The sequence below is a fragment of the Ensifer sp. 22521 genome, assembly GCF_052044795.1.
GTDB lineage: Bacteria > Pseudomonadota > Alphaproteobacteria > Rhizobiales > Rhizobiaceae > Ensifer.
Map to the genome: position 1 here is coordinate 1 of NZ_JBQENM010000004.1, position 14609 is coordinate 14609.

At 61.6% G+C, this 14609-nt stretch carries 10 protein-coding genes; 2 read left to right on the forward strand and 8 right to left on the reverse strand.

Features of this window, described 5'->3' with window-relative positions:
* A partial coding sequence (locus tag ACTJKE_RS06135; RefSeq protein WP_440691414.1) for a DUF5801 repeats-in-toxin domain-containing protein occupies positions 1-3572 on the reverse strand: 3572 nt, incomplete at its 3' end.
* Between the two features lie 513 nt (positions 3573-4085).
* Between ACTJKE_RS06135 and ACTJKE_RS06140 the strand changes: the two genes are divergently transcribed.
* Positions 4086-5012, forward strand: coding sequence for a transglutaminase-like cysteine peptidase (locus ACTJKE_RS06140; RefSeq protein WP_440691416.1), 927 nt, complete (start codon positions 4086-4088; stop codon positions 5010-5012).
* A gap of 88 nt (positions 5013-5100) precedes the next feature.
* On the opposite strand, the gene ACTJKE_RS06145 is transcribed toward ACTJKE_RS06140, so the two are convergent.
* From ACTJKE_RS06145 to ACTJKE_RS06165, 5 genes are all read right to left on the reverse strand, one after another.
* Positions 5101-5709, reverse strand: a complete 609-nt coding sequence (locus ACTJKE_RS06145) for a ribbon-helix-helix domain-containing protein (RefSeq protein ID WP_058326982.1) — start codon at positions 5707-5709, stop codon at positions 5101-5103.
* 3 nt (positions 5710-5712) lie between these two features.
* A complete protein-coding gene (locus ACTJKE_RS06150) occupies positions 5713-6993 on the reverse strand; it encodes an HlyD family type I secretion periplasmic adaptor subunit (RefSeq protein WP_057249622.1) in 1281 nt (426 codons plus the stop codon).
* A gap of 60 nt (positions 6994-7053) precedes the next feature.
* Entirely contained in the window at positions 7054-9237 is a 2184-nt protein-coding gene (locus ACTJKE_RS06155; protein ID WP_440691418.1) for a type I secretion system permease/ATPase, read from the reverse strand.
* A gap of 27 nt (positions 9238-9264) precedes the next feature.
* On the reverse strand, positions 9265-10713 hold the full coding sequence (locus ACTJKE_RS06160; RefSeq protein ID WP_373419816.1) for a TolC family outer membrane protein: 1449 nt from the start codon (positions 10711-10713) through the stop codon (positions 9265-9267).
* A 361-nt stretch (positions 10714-11074) separates the two neighbouring features.
* Positions 11075-11836, reverse strand: a complete 762-nt coding sequence (locus tag ACTJKE_RS06165; protein WP_440691420.1) for a GGDEF domain-containing protein — start codon at positions 11834-11836, stop codon at positions 11075-11077.
* Between the two features lie 1129 nt (positions 11837-12965).
* Here ACTJKE_RS06165 and ACTJKE_RS06170 point away from each other — a divergent pair.
* A complete protein-coding gene (locus ACTJKE_RS06170; RefSeq protein WP_057249614.1) occupies positions 12966-13172 on the forward strand; it encodes a hypothetical protein in 207 nt (68 codons plus the stop codon).
* Positions 13173-13369: 197 nt separating this feature from the next.
* On the opposite strand, the gene ACTJKE_RS06175 is transcribed toward ACTJKE_RS06170, so the two are convergent.
* Positions 13370-13990, reverse strand: coding sequence for a pentapeptide repeat-containing protein (locus tag ACTJKE_RS06175; protein WP_440691422.1), 621 nt, complete (start codon positions 13988-13990; stop codon positions 13370-13372).
* A 190-nt stretch (positions 13991-14180) separates the two neighbouring features.
* Positions 14181-14390: a dodecin gene (locus tag ACTJKE_RS06180; protein ID WP_057249612.1), complete on the reverse strand. Its 210-nt coding sequence runs from the start codon at positions 14388-14390 to the stop codon at positions 14181-14183.
* Between the last annotated feature and the right edge of the window lie 219 nt (positions 14391-14609).

Below are 14609 nucleotides of genomic sequence, written 5' to 3' on the forward strand. Positions count from 1 at the left end.
CCGTCGTCCTCGAACTTGATGAGGCCGCCGCCGAGGTCGACCGTATCGGTGGCGACGTCCTTGTCGCCGTCCGTCACCGTCAGAACCGCCTGCAGCGCATTCGAGGCCAGCAAAACCGCCTCGTCGTAGCTGCTCGTGTTCGCATGGTTCAGCGACTCATATTGCGTCAGCGTCACCGACCCGTTGGCCGGGTTGATCTCGACCGTAAAGGCCACCGTGCCGCCCACGCGGCCCTCGATCACGGAGCCGTTCTGCACCAGCAGAATCTCCGTCGTGCTCCCCGTCAGGTAGAGCCCGGTGTGGCCCCCGTTCACGATCGCCAGCGAATAGGCCGTCGTCGCGCCTTCGTTGTCCTGGCCAACCGACGTGCCCGCCGTCGTGAACAGATCCGAACCGGAGACCGTCACCTGGCCAAGGCCAACAGCGGCCTCGCCGGCGTTCTCGCCCACCGTCTCGTCGACCACGATCGTCTTGGGCTGCGACACCAGTTCCAGCGATGCGCTCGGCCCGTCGTCCTCGAAGGTGAAGGTGCTGCCGGCACCCAGGTTGACGCTATGGCTGGCCGTGTCGCCATCGGCATCCGTCACCGTCGCCACTAGCTGCAGCGTGCCGCCTGCGATGTTCAGGCTCAGCGGCTCGTCATGGCTGCCCGCGTTGTCGTGCCAGATCGCCTTGAGCTGGTCGAGCGTCACCTGGCTATTGGCCAGTGTGATGGTGAAGTAGGTCGTCCCGTTCACCGCACCGGTGATCACGTTGCCGGACTGGCTGAGCAGGATCTCTGCACCCTTGGCGCCGTTGACACCATGGGCAAACAGACCCGAGCCGACATTGTTGCCCGACAGCTGCAGCCCATAGCTCACCGAGCCCGCACCATCCGCGCCATAGGCCGAGAACCCGGACTGAAACACGTTCGAGACCGTGAAGGAGGCATCCGCGCCCAGCGCCGTCTCGTCGACCGTTGTCGCTGCCGGGGCCGCGATCTTGGTCGTGTCGATCGTCGGAACGTCGTCGGAGACCGACACGTTCACCATGCCCTCGGCCGTGTCGCTGTCCGTGTCGGAGGCGATCACCTTGACCGAGCCGAGGCTCGCAAGGTCATCGGCGTTGACGCCGGGATGGCTGGCGTAGTTGTCGTTCAGCGTCGCTGTCACCGTGGCGCTGTCGCCGCTGCGCACGAGGTCGAGCGTGACGATCGCAACACCGCCGGCACGGCCGACGATCTGTGTATCGGAGACGCGATCCCAGGTCAGCGCCCCGGTCAGGCCGCTGGTGTCGCCGAACGCGATTGTCGCTATCGCATCCGAACCGGCCGCAAAGCCGATCGTGCCGGTGCTCGTGTTTGAACCCGGCGTCGAGCCGTCGGCAAGGGTCTGGTCGTCGAGCGTCAGCGATGCGGTTCCCGCCCCCGCTTCGATCGACGGACCGGCGCCATCGGTGACCGTGATTGTCTGGCTGTCGCTCGTCGTGTCACCGTCGGCATCCGTGGCCGACAGCGAGAAAGTGGCGTTGACGCCACCGGCATTGTTGAGGTTGCTCGCCGCGTCAAACGACCAGGTCTTGTCGGCATTGACCGTCAGTGTGCCTTCGGCAAGCGCGAACACCACCGACTGACCGGCCGTCAGCGCCAGGGTCTGGGTGGTGTTGCCGACCGTCACATTCACGGTGCTGACACCATCAGCGCCGGCCGCAAGCGTCCAGTTGCCGGCAAGCGCCTGGCCCTCGACCACGTTGGAGGAGGCCGGATCCGTGATGCCGATCACCGGAATGTCGTCGGAGACCGACACGTTCACCGTGCCCTCGGCCGTGTCGCCGTCCGTGTCGGAGGCGATCACCTTGACCGAGCCGAGGCTCGCAAGGTCGTCGGCGTTGACGCCGGGATGGCTGGCGTAGTTGTCGTTCAGCGTCGCCGTCACCGAGGCGCTGTCGCCGCTGCGCACCAGGTCGAGCGTGACGATCGCAACACCGCCGGCGCGGCCGATAATCTGCGTGTCGGAGACGCGATCCCAGGTCAGTGCCCCGGTCAGGCCGCTGGTGTCGCCAAACGCGATCGTCGCGATCGCATCCGTACCGGCCGCAAAGCCGATCGTGCCGGTGCTCGTGTTCGAACCCGGTGTCGAGCCGTCGGCAAGGGTCTGGTCGTCGAGTGTCAGCGATGCGGTTCCCGCCTCCGCTTCGATCGACGGACTACTACCATCGGTGACGGTGATCGTCTGGCTGTCGCTCGTCGTGTCACCGTCGGCGTCCGTGGCCGACAGCGAAAAGGTGACGTTGACGCCACCGGCATTGTTGAGGTTGCTGGCCGTATCGAACGACCAGGTCTTGTCGGCATTGACCGTCAGCGTGCCTTCGGCAAGCGCGAACACCACAGACTGACCTGCCGTCAGCGCCAGGGTCTGGGTGGTGTTGCCGACTGTGACGTCCACTGTGCTGACACCGTCAGCGCCGGCCGAAAGCGTCCAGTTGCCGGCAAGCGCCTGGCCCTCGACCACGTTGGAGGAGGCCGGATCCGTGATACCGATCGAGGGAACGTCGTCGACGATATCCACGCGCAGCGTCGCCGTACCCGTCGCGCCGTCAACGTCGGTGATCGTCAGATTGAAGGTATCCCGGTCCTGCTCGACATTTGCGCCCGGACCGGAGCCAGTAACGGGGCTCGTCAGTTCATAGGTATACTGCGCCGCGCCAGTGGCGGGGTTGTACGCGGTGATGGTCAGCACGCCGAACAGGCCCACGACCGATTGGCCGACGAGTCCGCCGATTGTGAAAGTCTGGCCGTTGATCGTCAGGCTGGCGACATCGCCCAGGCCGTCCGGATCGGAGATCGTGAAGATGCCGTTGACCGAAGCGCTGCCATCGCCTGCGCGCGATCCGCTGGCGAGGCCAGCTTCGTCGACCTGCCGGTCGCTCACGAGGATGCCGCTGGGATCGCTGCTGCCGCCATCGGGGATGATCGACGGGTTGTCATTTGGGTCAAGCGTAAAGGGAAGAAGCTCGGTCGCCTCGAGGGTCGGAAATTCCAGGGCGGTCGGCGGCAACAGACCGATAACCGGTCCGGCCTGGCCAATGTCCGCGTTGGCGTCACCAAAACCGCCGCCGCTGCTCTGGTTCGAGACGACGCTGATGCTGCCGTCCGGACCCGCTGCAACGTTGATGCCGTTTTCGCCGAGCACGGCCACCAGGGTTTCGCGCGGGATTTCAGCATCGCCGATGACGAAGGTCGGAACCTTCAATGCGGCGTTGTGAATGGTGATCGTCGACCCGTCCGGCTGTTCCAAAACGATATCGGTACCGACGACCTTGATTTTCTCGATCGACGCGCCTGCGGGCAGGTGCACCACGTTCGAAGCATCGGCTGTGACCGTCGCGGGCATGGGCGGCGTCTGTGGCGCTGTCTCGGCGCCTTTCACCGGCGCTCCGGTTGCCGGGTCGACGAGCTGGGGTTCTCCCTCTGCTCCCGTCGCCGCCTGCGCCACCAGTCGGTCAGCCTTGCCATCCGGCGCGTTGCGGAACTCGATTGCCTCTGCCTGCGTAGCGGCGGCTTCGTTCGAAATTGTGGTGCCTTCGGTTGCCATAGAAATACCCCTCGACCTTTGCGAGCAAGAAAACACCAAGCTTTTTGGAGCGCAATCGGGGGCTGAGGGATTAGCGAAAAACAGCATAATATATTATGCTAATACCCAAAATTGGTGAGCTTAGTACAAATTTAGTATTTCTGGTCATTGGTCCATAACCATCTTCCGCGCGGGCACGGCGGCTCGAAGAAGTGGCCTCGAAATCGTGCTCGACGACACCTGAGCCCTTCCATTGGTTCGACGTGCAGGCTTATCGCCTAGGGAACCTCAAGAAGAACTGCGAAACAAACGGTCGCGATCGGCAATCCGCGCGACATGCCGCCAATGACGATGTTGCTGGTGTGTCTACAAGGTGGGCTGGCGGTCTGATCTGAAAGAATACGCAAGTATAAAATTTGAATAAAATTTTATACAAAACGTATTGTTTCGGAGTACACTAAATAATACATACCGCTTTACCGGCATTTTTCTTTTCATTCGTACAGTGTCCTCACGAAACCGAGAGACACGGCAATGAACAAGAACAGCTGGAAGCACTGCGGAAAATACCTGAAGACTTCGGTGTTCGCGATCGGCCTGGTGTCGCTATCTGCGACATCATCCGTTCAGGCGGGCCAGTCCGGTATGCTCCACGCTGGTCTCTTCCAGCAGCTGCTGAGCATGGCAAGCCCCCTGGCAGCCGTCGCCACGGAGACGATCAACACCTTGTCGAAGCAGGCTTCCGAGGCTCTGAAGAGCCGGCAGGTGCAGAAGGTGACGGTGACTGCGCGCGCGAGCTTCGGCGGCCAGGCAGCGGCAGAGTCGGAACCCTCCGCCGTGTTCCATTCGGTCGCCTTCCGCGTCTCTTCAATCCCAGTGGCGCGCAAATGGAAGACCGTCTATCCGGCAGTCGTGGCGGCGGACTTCAACCGCTGCGCACAGGAGAGCGGTTGTGCCGCCCGCGGCATTCTCGGCAAGGCGATCGAAAACGCCAACGGTCTTGCATTCCGCCAGAAAATCAGCGGCATCAACCGCACGGTGAACCGGATCGTGCGCTACCAGCCGGACGCGGAGAACTACGGCTCCAAGGACTACTGGGCAACGCCGGATGAAATTCTTGCCCGCGGCAAGGGTGACTGCGAAGACTATGCCATCCTGAAGATGGCTGCCCTGAAGGCGGCCGGTCTGCCGTCAGAGGCCATGTCGATCGTTGTACTTCGCGATGTCCGGCGCAACCTCTATCACGCGGTGCTGGCAATCACGACGAGCCAGGGCCACTTCATTCTCGATAACCTGAGTGACGAGGTGAAGCTTGACCGCGCGCTTCCGAGCTATCAGGCGCTCTTTTCGGTCAGCGCCGATCGCTCCTGGATCCATGGCATCAAGACCACCGGCGATAAGGTCGCGTCTGCCGAACCTTTCGCGGATGTCATGCCCGGCGAAGGCGTTGCGGTTCGCTGAACCTCGGCTCCAACGTCGACGTCTTCACGATCAGACCTATTCATGAACGCCGCCCAGCCGTCCTCGCGGCAGGCGGACCTCCGAGCTCTCAGGCCAGGATGAAGCCGATGATCACGTCCTGGTCGGCAAGCGGGGCCAGTGCGGCGTTGAGTTTGCCGCGCGTCACCTGCCCCTGCACGCCGATGGTGAAACCCGCGGGCTGCGGCTCGCCTGGAGCTGCCTTCAAACGGCGGACAAGATCGACGAACTGAACATCGAAGGCGAGCCTCAAGCCACGCGCCGGCTGCGGCTGCTGCGACCGCAGAACCCGCGACTGGACAAAGGAGAGGAACGCGGGGTTGAAGGCGACGATGTTCTTGTTTCCCGTGAGCGCAAAGGCAGGCGTTGGGCTGGCGCGAACCTGGCCGGCGACGATCGCCAGATTGCTGCGTTGCCTGGCACCGATAAGCTCGTCGCGCATGTAGCGCGTGGCGACGTAGCGCAGTCGCGCCGTCAAATTCCCCTCGCCTTCAAGCTCTCTTTCACAAGCTGCAACGATATCCGCAAGTCTTCGTCCCTGCCGCGCGGCAAGCTCGCCAAGACAGTGCCAATAGATTTCCTCGAGCTTGATCCCGCGGCGCTGACCGCCGATGGTGACGACGCGGAACCGCAGCGCGCTCAGGTCCTCATCGGACGGTGGAGGCTGCGTTTCGTTCATTCATCAGCGCTCCCGCAGAGCTTCCTCACGCGCCTTGTTGATCGGCTTCATCAGATAGGCAAGGATCGTCTTCTTGCCCGTCATGATATCGACCGAAGCGATCATGCCCGGCATGATGGCATATTCCCGCCCGTCCTTCACCAGCGCAGCCGTGTCGGTTTTAACGCGCACGAGATAATAGGTCTCGCCATTGTTCTGGTCGACGAGACTGTCGGCGCTGACGGTTTCAACGATGCCGCCGAGGCCGCCATAAATCGAGAAATCATAGGCGGAGACCTTGATCAAAGCCGGTTGGCCCGGACGCACGAAGGCGACGTCGCGCGGTGAAAGCCGCGCCTCGACGAGCAGCGTCTCCGATGTCGGCACGACGCCGCCGATCACTGCGCCCGGCGTCACATAGGCACCGACCGTGTTGACATCTAACGTATTGATGATGCCATCGACCGGGGAACGGATATCGGTGTTGGCGACCCGGCTGGTCGCCCCGCGGATCGTTTCGTCGATCACCGAAAGCTGCGAGAGGGCCTCCGTTTTTTCCGCCAGGGCCTCCTGCTTCAGTTGCAGGGAGAGTTCGGTGACCTGCAGCGACGCCTCCTCGAGCGCCGCCTCCAGCTTGCCGACCGATTGCTTCCACAGGGCGAGCTGTCCCCGGGTGTCGGTCAATTCCTTTTCGACCCGCAGTAGCTCTGTTTGAGCGATGAGCTTGCGTTTGGCCATCGGCTCGATGAGCCCCTGTTCCCGTTCCGTGACCTGCAGGCTCTCGGTCAGCCGGGTGATGTTGGCTTGCGCCTCCGCCAGTTCCTTCTGACGCTGGCCCTCGCGGGCCTGCATGACCGACAGCTTGTTGTTGAAGTTTCCAGCCTTCGCCTGGAGCAGTTGCTCCTCGTTGGCGCAGATAGCCGGTGCGACCTTGGCGATATTCTCGGGGCAATTGTACTTGGCGTCGTAGGCCCCACTCTCTTCGAGCTCCAAGCGCGCTATCTGCGCGCGCAGCGACCGTGCCTTGGCTTCGAGCTCGCCAAGCGAGGAGCCGCTGGCCGTATCGTCGAGCCGCAGGATCAGGTCGCCGCGGCGGACGACCTGCCCGAGCTGCACGGCGATCTCGCGCACGATGCCGGGCTCGCTCGACTGGATGATCTGCGTCTTCGAGACGGGAATGACCTTGCCTTCGCCACGTGCGATTTCGTCTACCTCGGCAATCGCCGCCCAGGCGACGAAACAGCTGATCAGCAAGCCGATGACAAGCAGTCCGGCGCGCGCGGCAAGCGGCGGTTTCTCAGTCATGCTGCCCCCTCCCGCCACTTGCGGACAGGCATTGTTTCGTCGTCATGTCGAGAGCGTGGATCATAACCCCGCCCCCTCGGCCGGTCCGGCAGGACCGGAGCGTCGTTGCAACTGTTCGATGACCGCGGCCTTCGGGCCATCAGCGATGAGGCGCCCGCGGTCGAGAACAAGCAGGCGATCGACGAGGCTCAGCATGCTGTGGCGGTGCGTGGAGATCAGAAGGGTGACATCGCTGCTGAACACATTGGAGAGCTTGTTGATCAGTTCACGCTCGCTGGCGAGGTCCATGGCCCCGGAAGGCTCGTCCAGGAACACCACCTTCGGCTTGCGCAACAACAGTCGGGCAATGGCGACCGCCTGGCGCTGCCCGCCCGAAAGCTGGGAACCGCGCTCACCGACCGGCATGTCATAGCCACGCGGATGATGGGAGACGAAGTCGTCGACGCCGGCAAGCCGGGCTGCCGCGACCACTTCTTCATCGCTGGCGGTCGGGTTCGCCATCAGCAGGTTTTCCTTGATGGTGCCGGAAAACAGGTCGGAATTCTGCGACACGAAGGAGACGGCCGAGCGGACAACGGAGGGATGCAACTGCCGGATATCGACGCCATCGAGCAGAATACGGCCGGCGCTGGGCGCGTAGAGACCTGCGAGAAGCCGGCCGAGCGTGGTCTTTCCCGAACCGATGCGGCCAATGATGCCAACACGCTCGCCCGCCTTTATCGTCACGTTCATGCCGCTGACCACTTTGTAGTCGGTCCCCGGATAGGCGAAATCGAGATTGGTGAAAGTGATGCTGCCGTTGCGGATCTCGCGGTTGACGAAACCGATCGTGTCCGGCCGATCTTCCGGCTGCTCCATCACCGCATTTAGGATGCGCAGCGACAAAATCGCCTGACGCAGCCGTGCCAGCGTCATCGCAATCTGCCCCAGCGGCGCGACGGCACGGCCGGAAAGCATGCTGGCCGCAATGATCGCGCCCGAGGAGATGTTGCCTTCAGTGAATTCGTAAGCGCCGGCGACGACAATGCAGACCGTCACCAATTGCTGCACGAATTGTGTCGCGTGCGAGGCCCAGGAGGAGATCTCCTTGATCTGCTCGGCCGTGTTCGAAGAGTGCTTGGCCAGTTCGTTCCAGCGGCGCAAAAGCTGCTTTTCCGAATGCAGCGTCTTCACCGTCTCGATGGCGCTGATCGTCTCTACCAATAGCGCCTGGCGCTGGGCCGATTCGTTCGAGGCGGCGGCGACGCGGTTGCCGATCTTGTACTGCGCGACATAGCCGATCAAGACGCTCAAGAGGAACGCGACCGCCGGGATGAGCGCGATCCAGCCTGCGACCGCGTAGACCGCTGCGATGAAAACGAAGACGAAAAGGCTGTCGATGAGGGTGCTGAGCGTATTCGAGGTGAAGAACTCGCGAACGAATTCATACTGCATCGCTCGGTTGGCGTATTCGCCTGTCGAAGGTGGCCGCGATGCCATCGTCGCATGCAGTATCTTCTCGAACAGCATGTAGGAGAGCTTCAGGTCAGCCTTCCGTCCGGCAAAGTCGATCAGCGCGGCACGAACCGTCTTGAGCAGGAAGTCGAACAGAATGGCGGTGCTGATGCCAAGTGCCAGCACCCAAAGTGTCGCCATCGCCTTGTTCGGCAGAATCCGGTCATAGACGTTCATCGTAAAGAGCGGCGCGGCCAGCGCCAGCACGTTGATGAAAAAGGCCGCGATCGCCACCTGCACATAGGCTTGCCAGAATGGCTTGACCGTGGCCGTCAGCCAATGCCGGCGGTCGATGTTACGGGCCTCACCGACGCCGCGGCCGGACGCCGTATTGAGATAGGTGGCTGAGAAGGACAAGGCATAGGCGAGACCGCCGAGCTGCAACTCAGACAGTTTCACCGCCGCTTCGCCGGGAGCAGCAGCTCTGTTCGAAAGGTTCAACGTGCCGTCAGGCGCCTCTTCCAAAAGCGCCATGGCGCTGCCGTCACGAAAGACGAGCAGCAGCGGGTATACGAAATCACGATTGCCGATCGCGCGCCCGGAAACGATTTCCGTTTCCAGGCCGACTCGCTCCGCAATACGTGAGACGTCCTCGGCGCTCGGCAACCGCGCGTCAAAAGGAACGTCGGAATAAAGCACGCTGTCGGACGAGGGGCGGTTCAAGAAGATACATATCTCCTTGAACGCCTCGGGAAAGCCAGTCAAAGACGGGCCAATCTGCACATGCCTGTCAATGCTTTGCACTACCACCGATTGTGTCCACCTTGACGAGGACTATCATTTCTGCCGGATCGGCGCCAACAAATCGAGCGGCAAGTCGTTCGTCTGGCGCGAAGGAACACGGCGATAGGTTTCCGTGGGCGGCGTATCCGGGACATTGAACTCGTTGCGGGCATAGGCTTCGGCCTGGGCCGGCGCCTTGATCTGCATCGTCGACAGGAGCTGGCCGGTCGCCGCAAGCAGGCGGTACTCGGCAAACAGAGCGGCGTACTGCGAGGTTTTCGCGAGAACGCTGACATTGAAACGCGAATTCTGCGCGCCGAGCACGTCAAGCAGCGAACGCTGCCCGACCTTGAGCTGTTCGCGATAGGACTCGACGAGCTGTACGTTCATCTGAGCCTGCGCGTTCAGCGTGCGGGAGATCTCGTACTGGCTGTTGCGGCGTTCCCAGGAAATGCGAACGGCTTCCTCGACCTCGCGATGTGCCTGGTGGAAGACCAGCCGCTGTTCGCTTGCACGGCGCATCTGCTCCTGCTCGTTGGCGATATCAATGCCGCCACGATAGAGGTTCCACTTCGCCACGATCCGCGCCTGGGCATCCCAGCTGTTGCCGGTCGCGCCGTCGATATCGTTGCCCGTGCGCACACGCCCTTCGGCGAAGACTTCCGGAAGCATGTTCGAGCGTGCCGCTTTGACCTGCGAATCCGCAGCGCTGATGTCGGAATCGGCGGCCTTGATGCGCGGATTGCTGCCGCGGGCGATACCGATTGCCGTCTCGAGCGTCTTCGGCAGAACGCCGGCGACCGACTTCGGCATGGACGGCTTCGTGAGGGGCTGGCCAACCAGGCGGTTGAAGCTGATCTTGACGGTTTCGAGCGATTCCTCTGCTTCCTGCAGACGGGCCTTGGCCGACAACAGGCGTTCACTCGCCTGCTGGCGATCCGCATCGGTCAGGGCGCCACCTGAAATCAGCGAGCTGATATCCGACAGGATCGACTGGTGCACGCCGACGTTCTTGCGCGCTTCCGCAACGATCTGCTGCTGGAGAATATATTCGAAATATTCGCGGACGATCTGCAGACCGATCGTCTCGGACCGTTCGAGGACCCGGAAGGAGGCGCTGTCGACGCGCGCCGCCTGACGCTCCAGTTCGGCGCGACGACCACCGCCATCGAAGAGCTTCTGCGTAATGGTCAGCCCGACGTCGGAAGGATAGAGCGGATCGTTCTCAATGGAACCAAGGCGACGGGCTTCGTCCTCAAGATGTTGAACGCCCGTCGAAGCTTCCATGTCGACGCTCGGCAGATAGAGACCGCGCGCCTGCCGCAGTTCGAACTCGATTGCCTCGCGGTTCTCGATCGACTGCCCGATTTCCGGGTTCGATTCCATCGCGATCTGAAGCGCTTCCCTCAGCGTCATCGCTTCGGCTGCGCCACCTGCAAATACGGTTGACGCGAGCAGAATGGAAAAAAGCCCGCCCTTAAAAGTTTTCCCCACTTTCAATATTATCCCCCTCGCAATCCGTACGTCATGCTGGCGAATCCGAGCGTGCGTTACAACTGCCGAAATTTACCGATAGATAATACAGAGGTAATATAACGCGGCCACCAATTTTGGGGTGGTTCTATGGCGCCCCAAGCTTTCGCACGGCTATGTTGCAAAAATGGAACATTCGTGTGGCAACAAGAGTAACCGTTAACCTATTGAAATAAAATAAATCAGCCGCGGCTGCCCAAGGTAACAAGGCGCTTCGGCCCGTTGCAACGTTGTCGTCAACGCAACGGCAGCGCGAATTCCTCACTATGGCCTCAGCCGCTGCGAGCGGAGATTACCCGTCTTCCCGTCACTGGCGCCGGCACCCAGTAAATCACGCTGAAGGGAGCCGGACGAAATCGACGGTTTGCGTTCCCTCGCTGGCAACCAATACAGTTTCGGATGCTGCCGCACGGCGCAACCGTTCGAGATCTACGCTGCCGTCGAACAATGCGCCGCCGACGCTAATTGCCAGATCGACCTTGCTGCCGTCTGCCGAGAAGTGTGCCGAAGCCAATGCCTTCGTCAGGCGGATGGAAACGTGCTCGGCATCCGATTCGCTCGCGCCGACCAAAAGAACGTCGAAGCTTGCCGGGCCGGTTCGAGCGACGATGTCATCGCGCCGCACCGAGGTGCTGATCGTGGAGGCGACGAACTGGAGCAGTTCTTCGCTCCAGGCCGGACCGAAAGCGGCACCGACATCGTCGAGGTTGTTGATCCTGAGATGAATGAGTGCTCCGTGAAGCTCTTCGCCGGCGCGTTGCCGGCGACGCTCGAGGCCATTGACCTGCTGGACCAGCCCGCGGCCGGTTACGCAGCCCGTCGTGGCATCGTGGGCGACGACATGGTTGATCTGGTTGCGAAGGCGCTGGGCCCGGCGATACTGCGTCGCCGCGAGGACGATCAGCGGCACGCCCATCAACAGGGAGATCAACGCGGCGCCAACCACCGCGGCCGCATAGGGCCGATCGACGAGAGCCACCAGGCTGAGATAGACCAAAACCTGCGCGAGTACGGCGAAACCAACAATGCCACCGATGACATATCGCGCGATTCGCCAGTCCCTCTGCCCGTTGAACTGTACTTCTCTTCGCATCCACCGCTCCCGATTCACCAATGACGATCGGTCTAGCGCGAGTTTATGGATATTCCATTTCCAGGGTACCTACAACTTTATGCAGTATGCGGGCTTTCCAAGAAAAATGCTCCAAAACGGGATATCCGGTTCGCCGAAAGCAGCTTGCCGGTCCCTCCCGCGGGCTTGAACGCGCCGTCAACCTGCACCGACGAAAAGAAGCGATTCGATGCCGGATGTCACGTTACCGACCGCGCTCACGCACAGCAACGCTTCCCAACCGGTCGCCGGCTGTCGTCGATCGCTTTGTTCTCAGTACGCGAGTGCACCGCCGACAACCGACGAAGCGCGCCTTGTCTTCGGCGCTTGATAGGGCCATGCGTCCGTTCAACTGCGGCAAGGTCGGGAACCCTCCCCGTCTTTCGGCGTTCCTATTCCGCCGGGCGCCCTCGCCCGATGCTGAAGCGCCACGAAAGGAACCGATGATGTACGACAGGGAGCGTTGGCCAGAACAAAGGGCATCAACCGGACTGCCGGTCGGAATCATGCTCCTTTCAGCCCTCGCCATAACCGCCTATCTCGCCGTCGGCGGCGCATTTTCGGACGGTGGTGATCGGGCTGTCGTCTACATCCCGCAGATAATCGGAAAGTAACCCACGCGGCGCGGCAGTGCGCGTCGGCTTTGACCGAAGCGCGGGGCATTCGACATGTCGCATGCGTGAGACGGGGCGGCTCCTCCTCCGTCCCGTAATTCACGACAGGCCTAAAATGTCTCTATAAACAATGCCGTGAGTGGCCGGCAATAAATCCGGCGAGCAACATGGGTCCGCTCGTCCGGTGGCCATTCACGAGCTACAACGTGACAGCGACGGCCTTTAAAGGCAACGAATCAAAACGGGTGGCGAACTCCTCAATTTGGGCTAGGCGGTGCTGACCTCAGCGTCGTACTTTGCCTGTTGCTCAACTGCGCGCGAGCGCCCGCTCGCCGTCCTTGAGACGATGGAGTGCCGTCTGTCCGGGGCCCTTTCTCATCCGAAACGATCAGATCGAGCCGAGACGCATGTGGATCTTTCGAACGCGCCCCAGCGCGCGGCTCCAATATTTGCTAAATCGGCTATAAGCCACTCGCTCAAACCAATCAGGAGAAATCATGGAAACCGTCGAGATCAGCGGCCGCAGCGACTTCGCACTTTGGGCAATCCAGCGCGCCCAGGAAATCGTCACGGCCGAGGGTGCCGCCTTTGCTATGGCCGCTCGCGACATGAATGAGGATACGCTGGGGGAAACTGCCGCCGCGCTCGGCAAAGCCATCAGCGATGCCATGCTCGAAGTCTTTGACGGTCTGACCGCGGAGTGACCTGAGCCGTCGGGACGCACACCGGTCTCGCGATAGGGGCGAGCGCCGGATATCCAAATGGAGGGTGGCGGGTAGCGATCACCCGCACATCTGGCTTGTGGTTCGCGGTCCGGAGGGCTCGCCGTTCGCCTGTCACCAGCCAGAACGCAATGGCGCGCGCCTGTCCGTCATCAACGCATCCAGTTCTTGGGGAGGGTTCACTTCCGCCGCACGTCGAGGCCTAATGCCTCGGCGATGGTGATGGTTTGGTCGATCGTTATGATCGCGTCCTTGAGGTGCACGTTTTCCGGTTCGATCGCACTGAGGTCGCTGCCCCTGAGATCACAGGCTGTAAAATCGATGCCGTGCAGCCACGCGCCGGAGAGATCGACGTCTCTCAGCGAGCCACCCTTGCAGGAGGCACCGGTAAGGTCTGCCTCCCGCAAGCGGGTTTCCTTGAAGGATGCGCGGCCGAGACCGGCGCCGGGCAAGCCGACGAAGGACCAGTCGCCGCCTGAGACCTGCATCTGGTCGAAGTCGCATGTATCGAACATGCTGCCGACGAACTTGCACTCTGTGAACCGGCTGTCGAAGAATTTGCAGGACACGAAAGTGCAGTTCACGAAGGCACCCGCCTGATGCGACGAGGCATTGAAGCGCGCCCGCCGGAAGGTGCATTCTTGGAAGACGACACCAACGGTCTGCGCATCGGTCAGGTCGAGATCGACGAACAGAGTGTTCTGATGACGCTCGCGATCGATCTGCCGGCCATACCAGTCCGCACCGGCAATCGTGATATCTATCTTCGGCGGCGCTTCGCCATATCGTCGTTCAGCCATCGTCATCCATCCATTGAGCTCGGTTAGACGGCGAACGCCTGCCGTTCGGTCATCCTGTTCGACCGGGCAACAATTGAGGACACCGGCAGCGACCTCGCTTCACGCGAGGGTCGACAGACTGTTCAACCTGACTAGCAGAGTCGACAGATTCTAGTAACCGGCAATTGCCGAAGACCAGCCCGGCCGCGCGTCAGTCGTCGATCCGGAAGCCGACCTTCATGACCACCTGATAGTGCGCCACTTCGCCGTCCTTGATGTGGCCCCGGATCTGATCGACCTCGAACCACTCGAGATTTCTCATGGTTTTCGACGCCCGCGCGATCGCCGTTTCGATCGCCTCCGTAACGGAAGACTTCGAACTGCCGACAAGTTCTACCTTCTTGTAGACATGGTCACTCATGACACCCTCCCGGTTGCCTCTAGAAGCGATCAACAAGCCTACAGGCAAATCACGAAAGCAGCACCTGCCCCACGCATCGAAAGCGACGCGCGCGAGTTGCGGGCATCGCCACGGCTTGCTTCGACTACCCGTCGTCCTGGAAAGCGAGCGTGACCTCAAAGCGGATCATGCCCATGCCTCAGCGACCGCGTGATTTGCACAAGGAACGTGCAGTTTGCC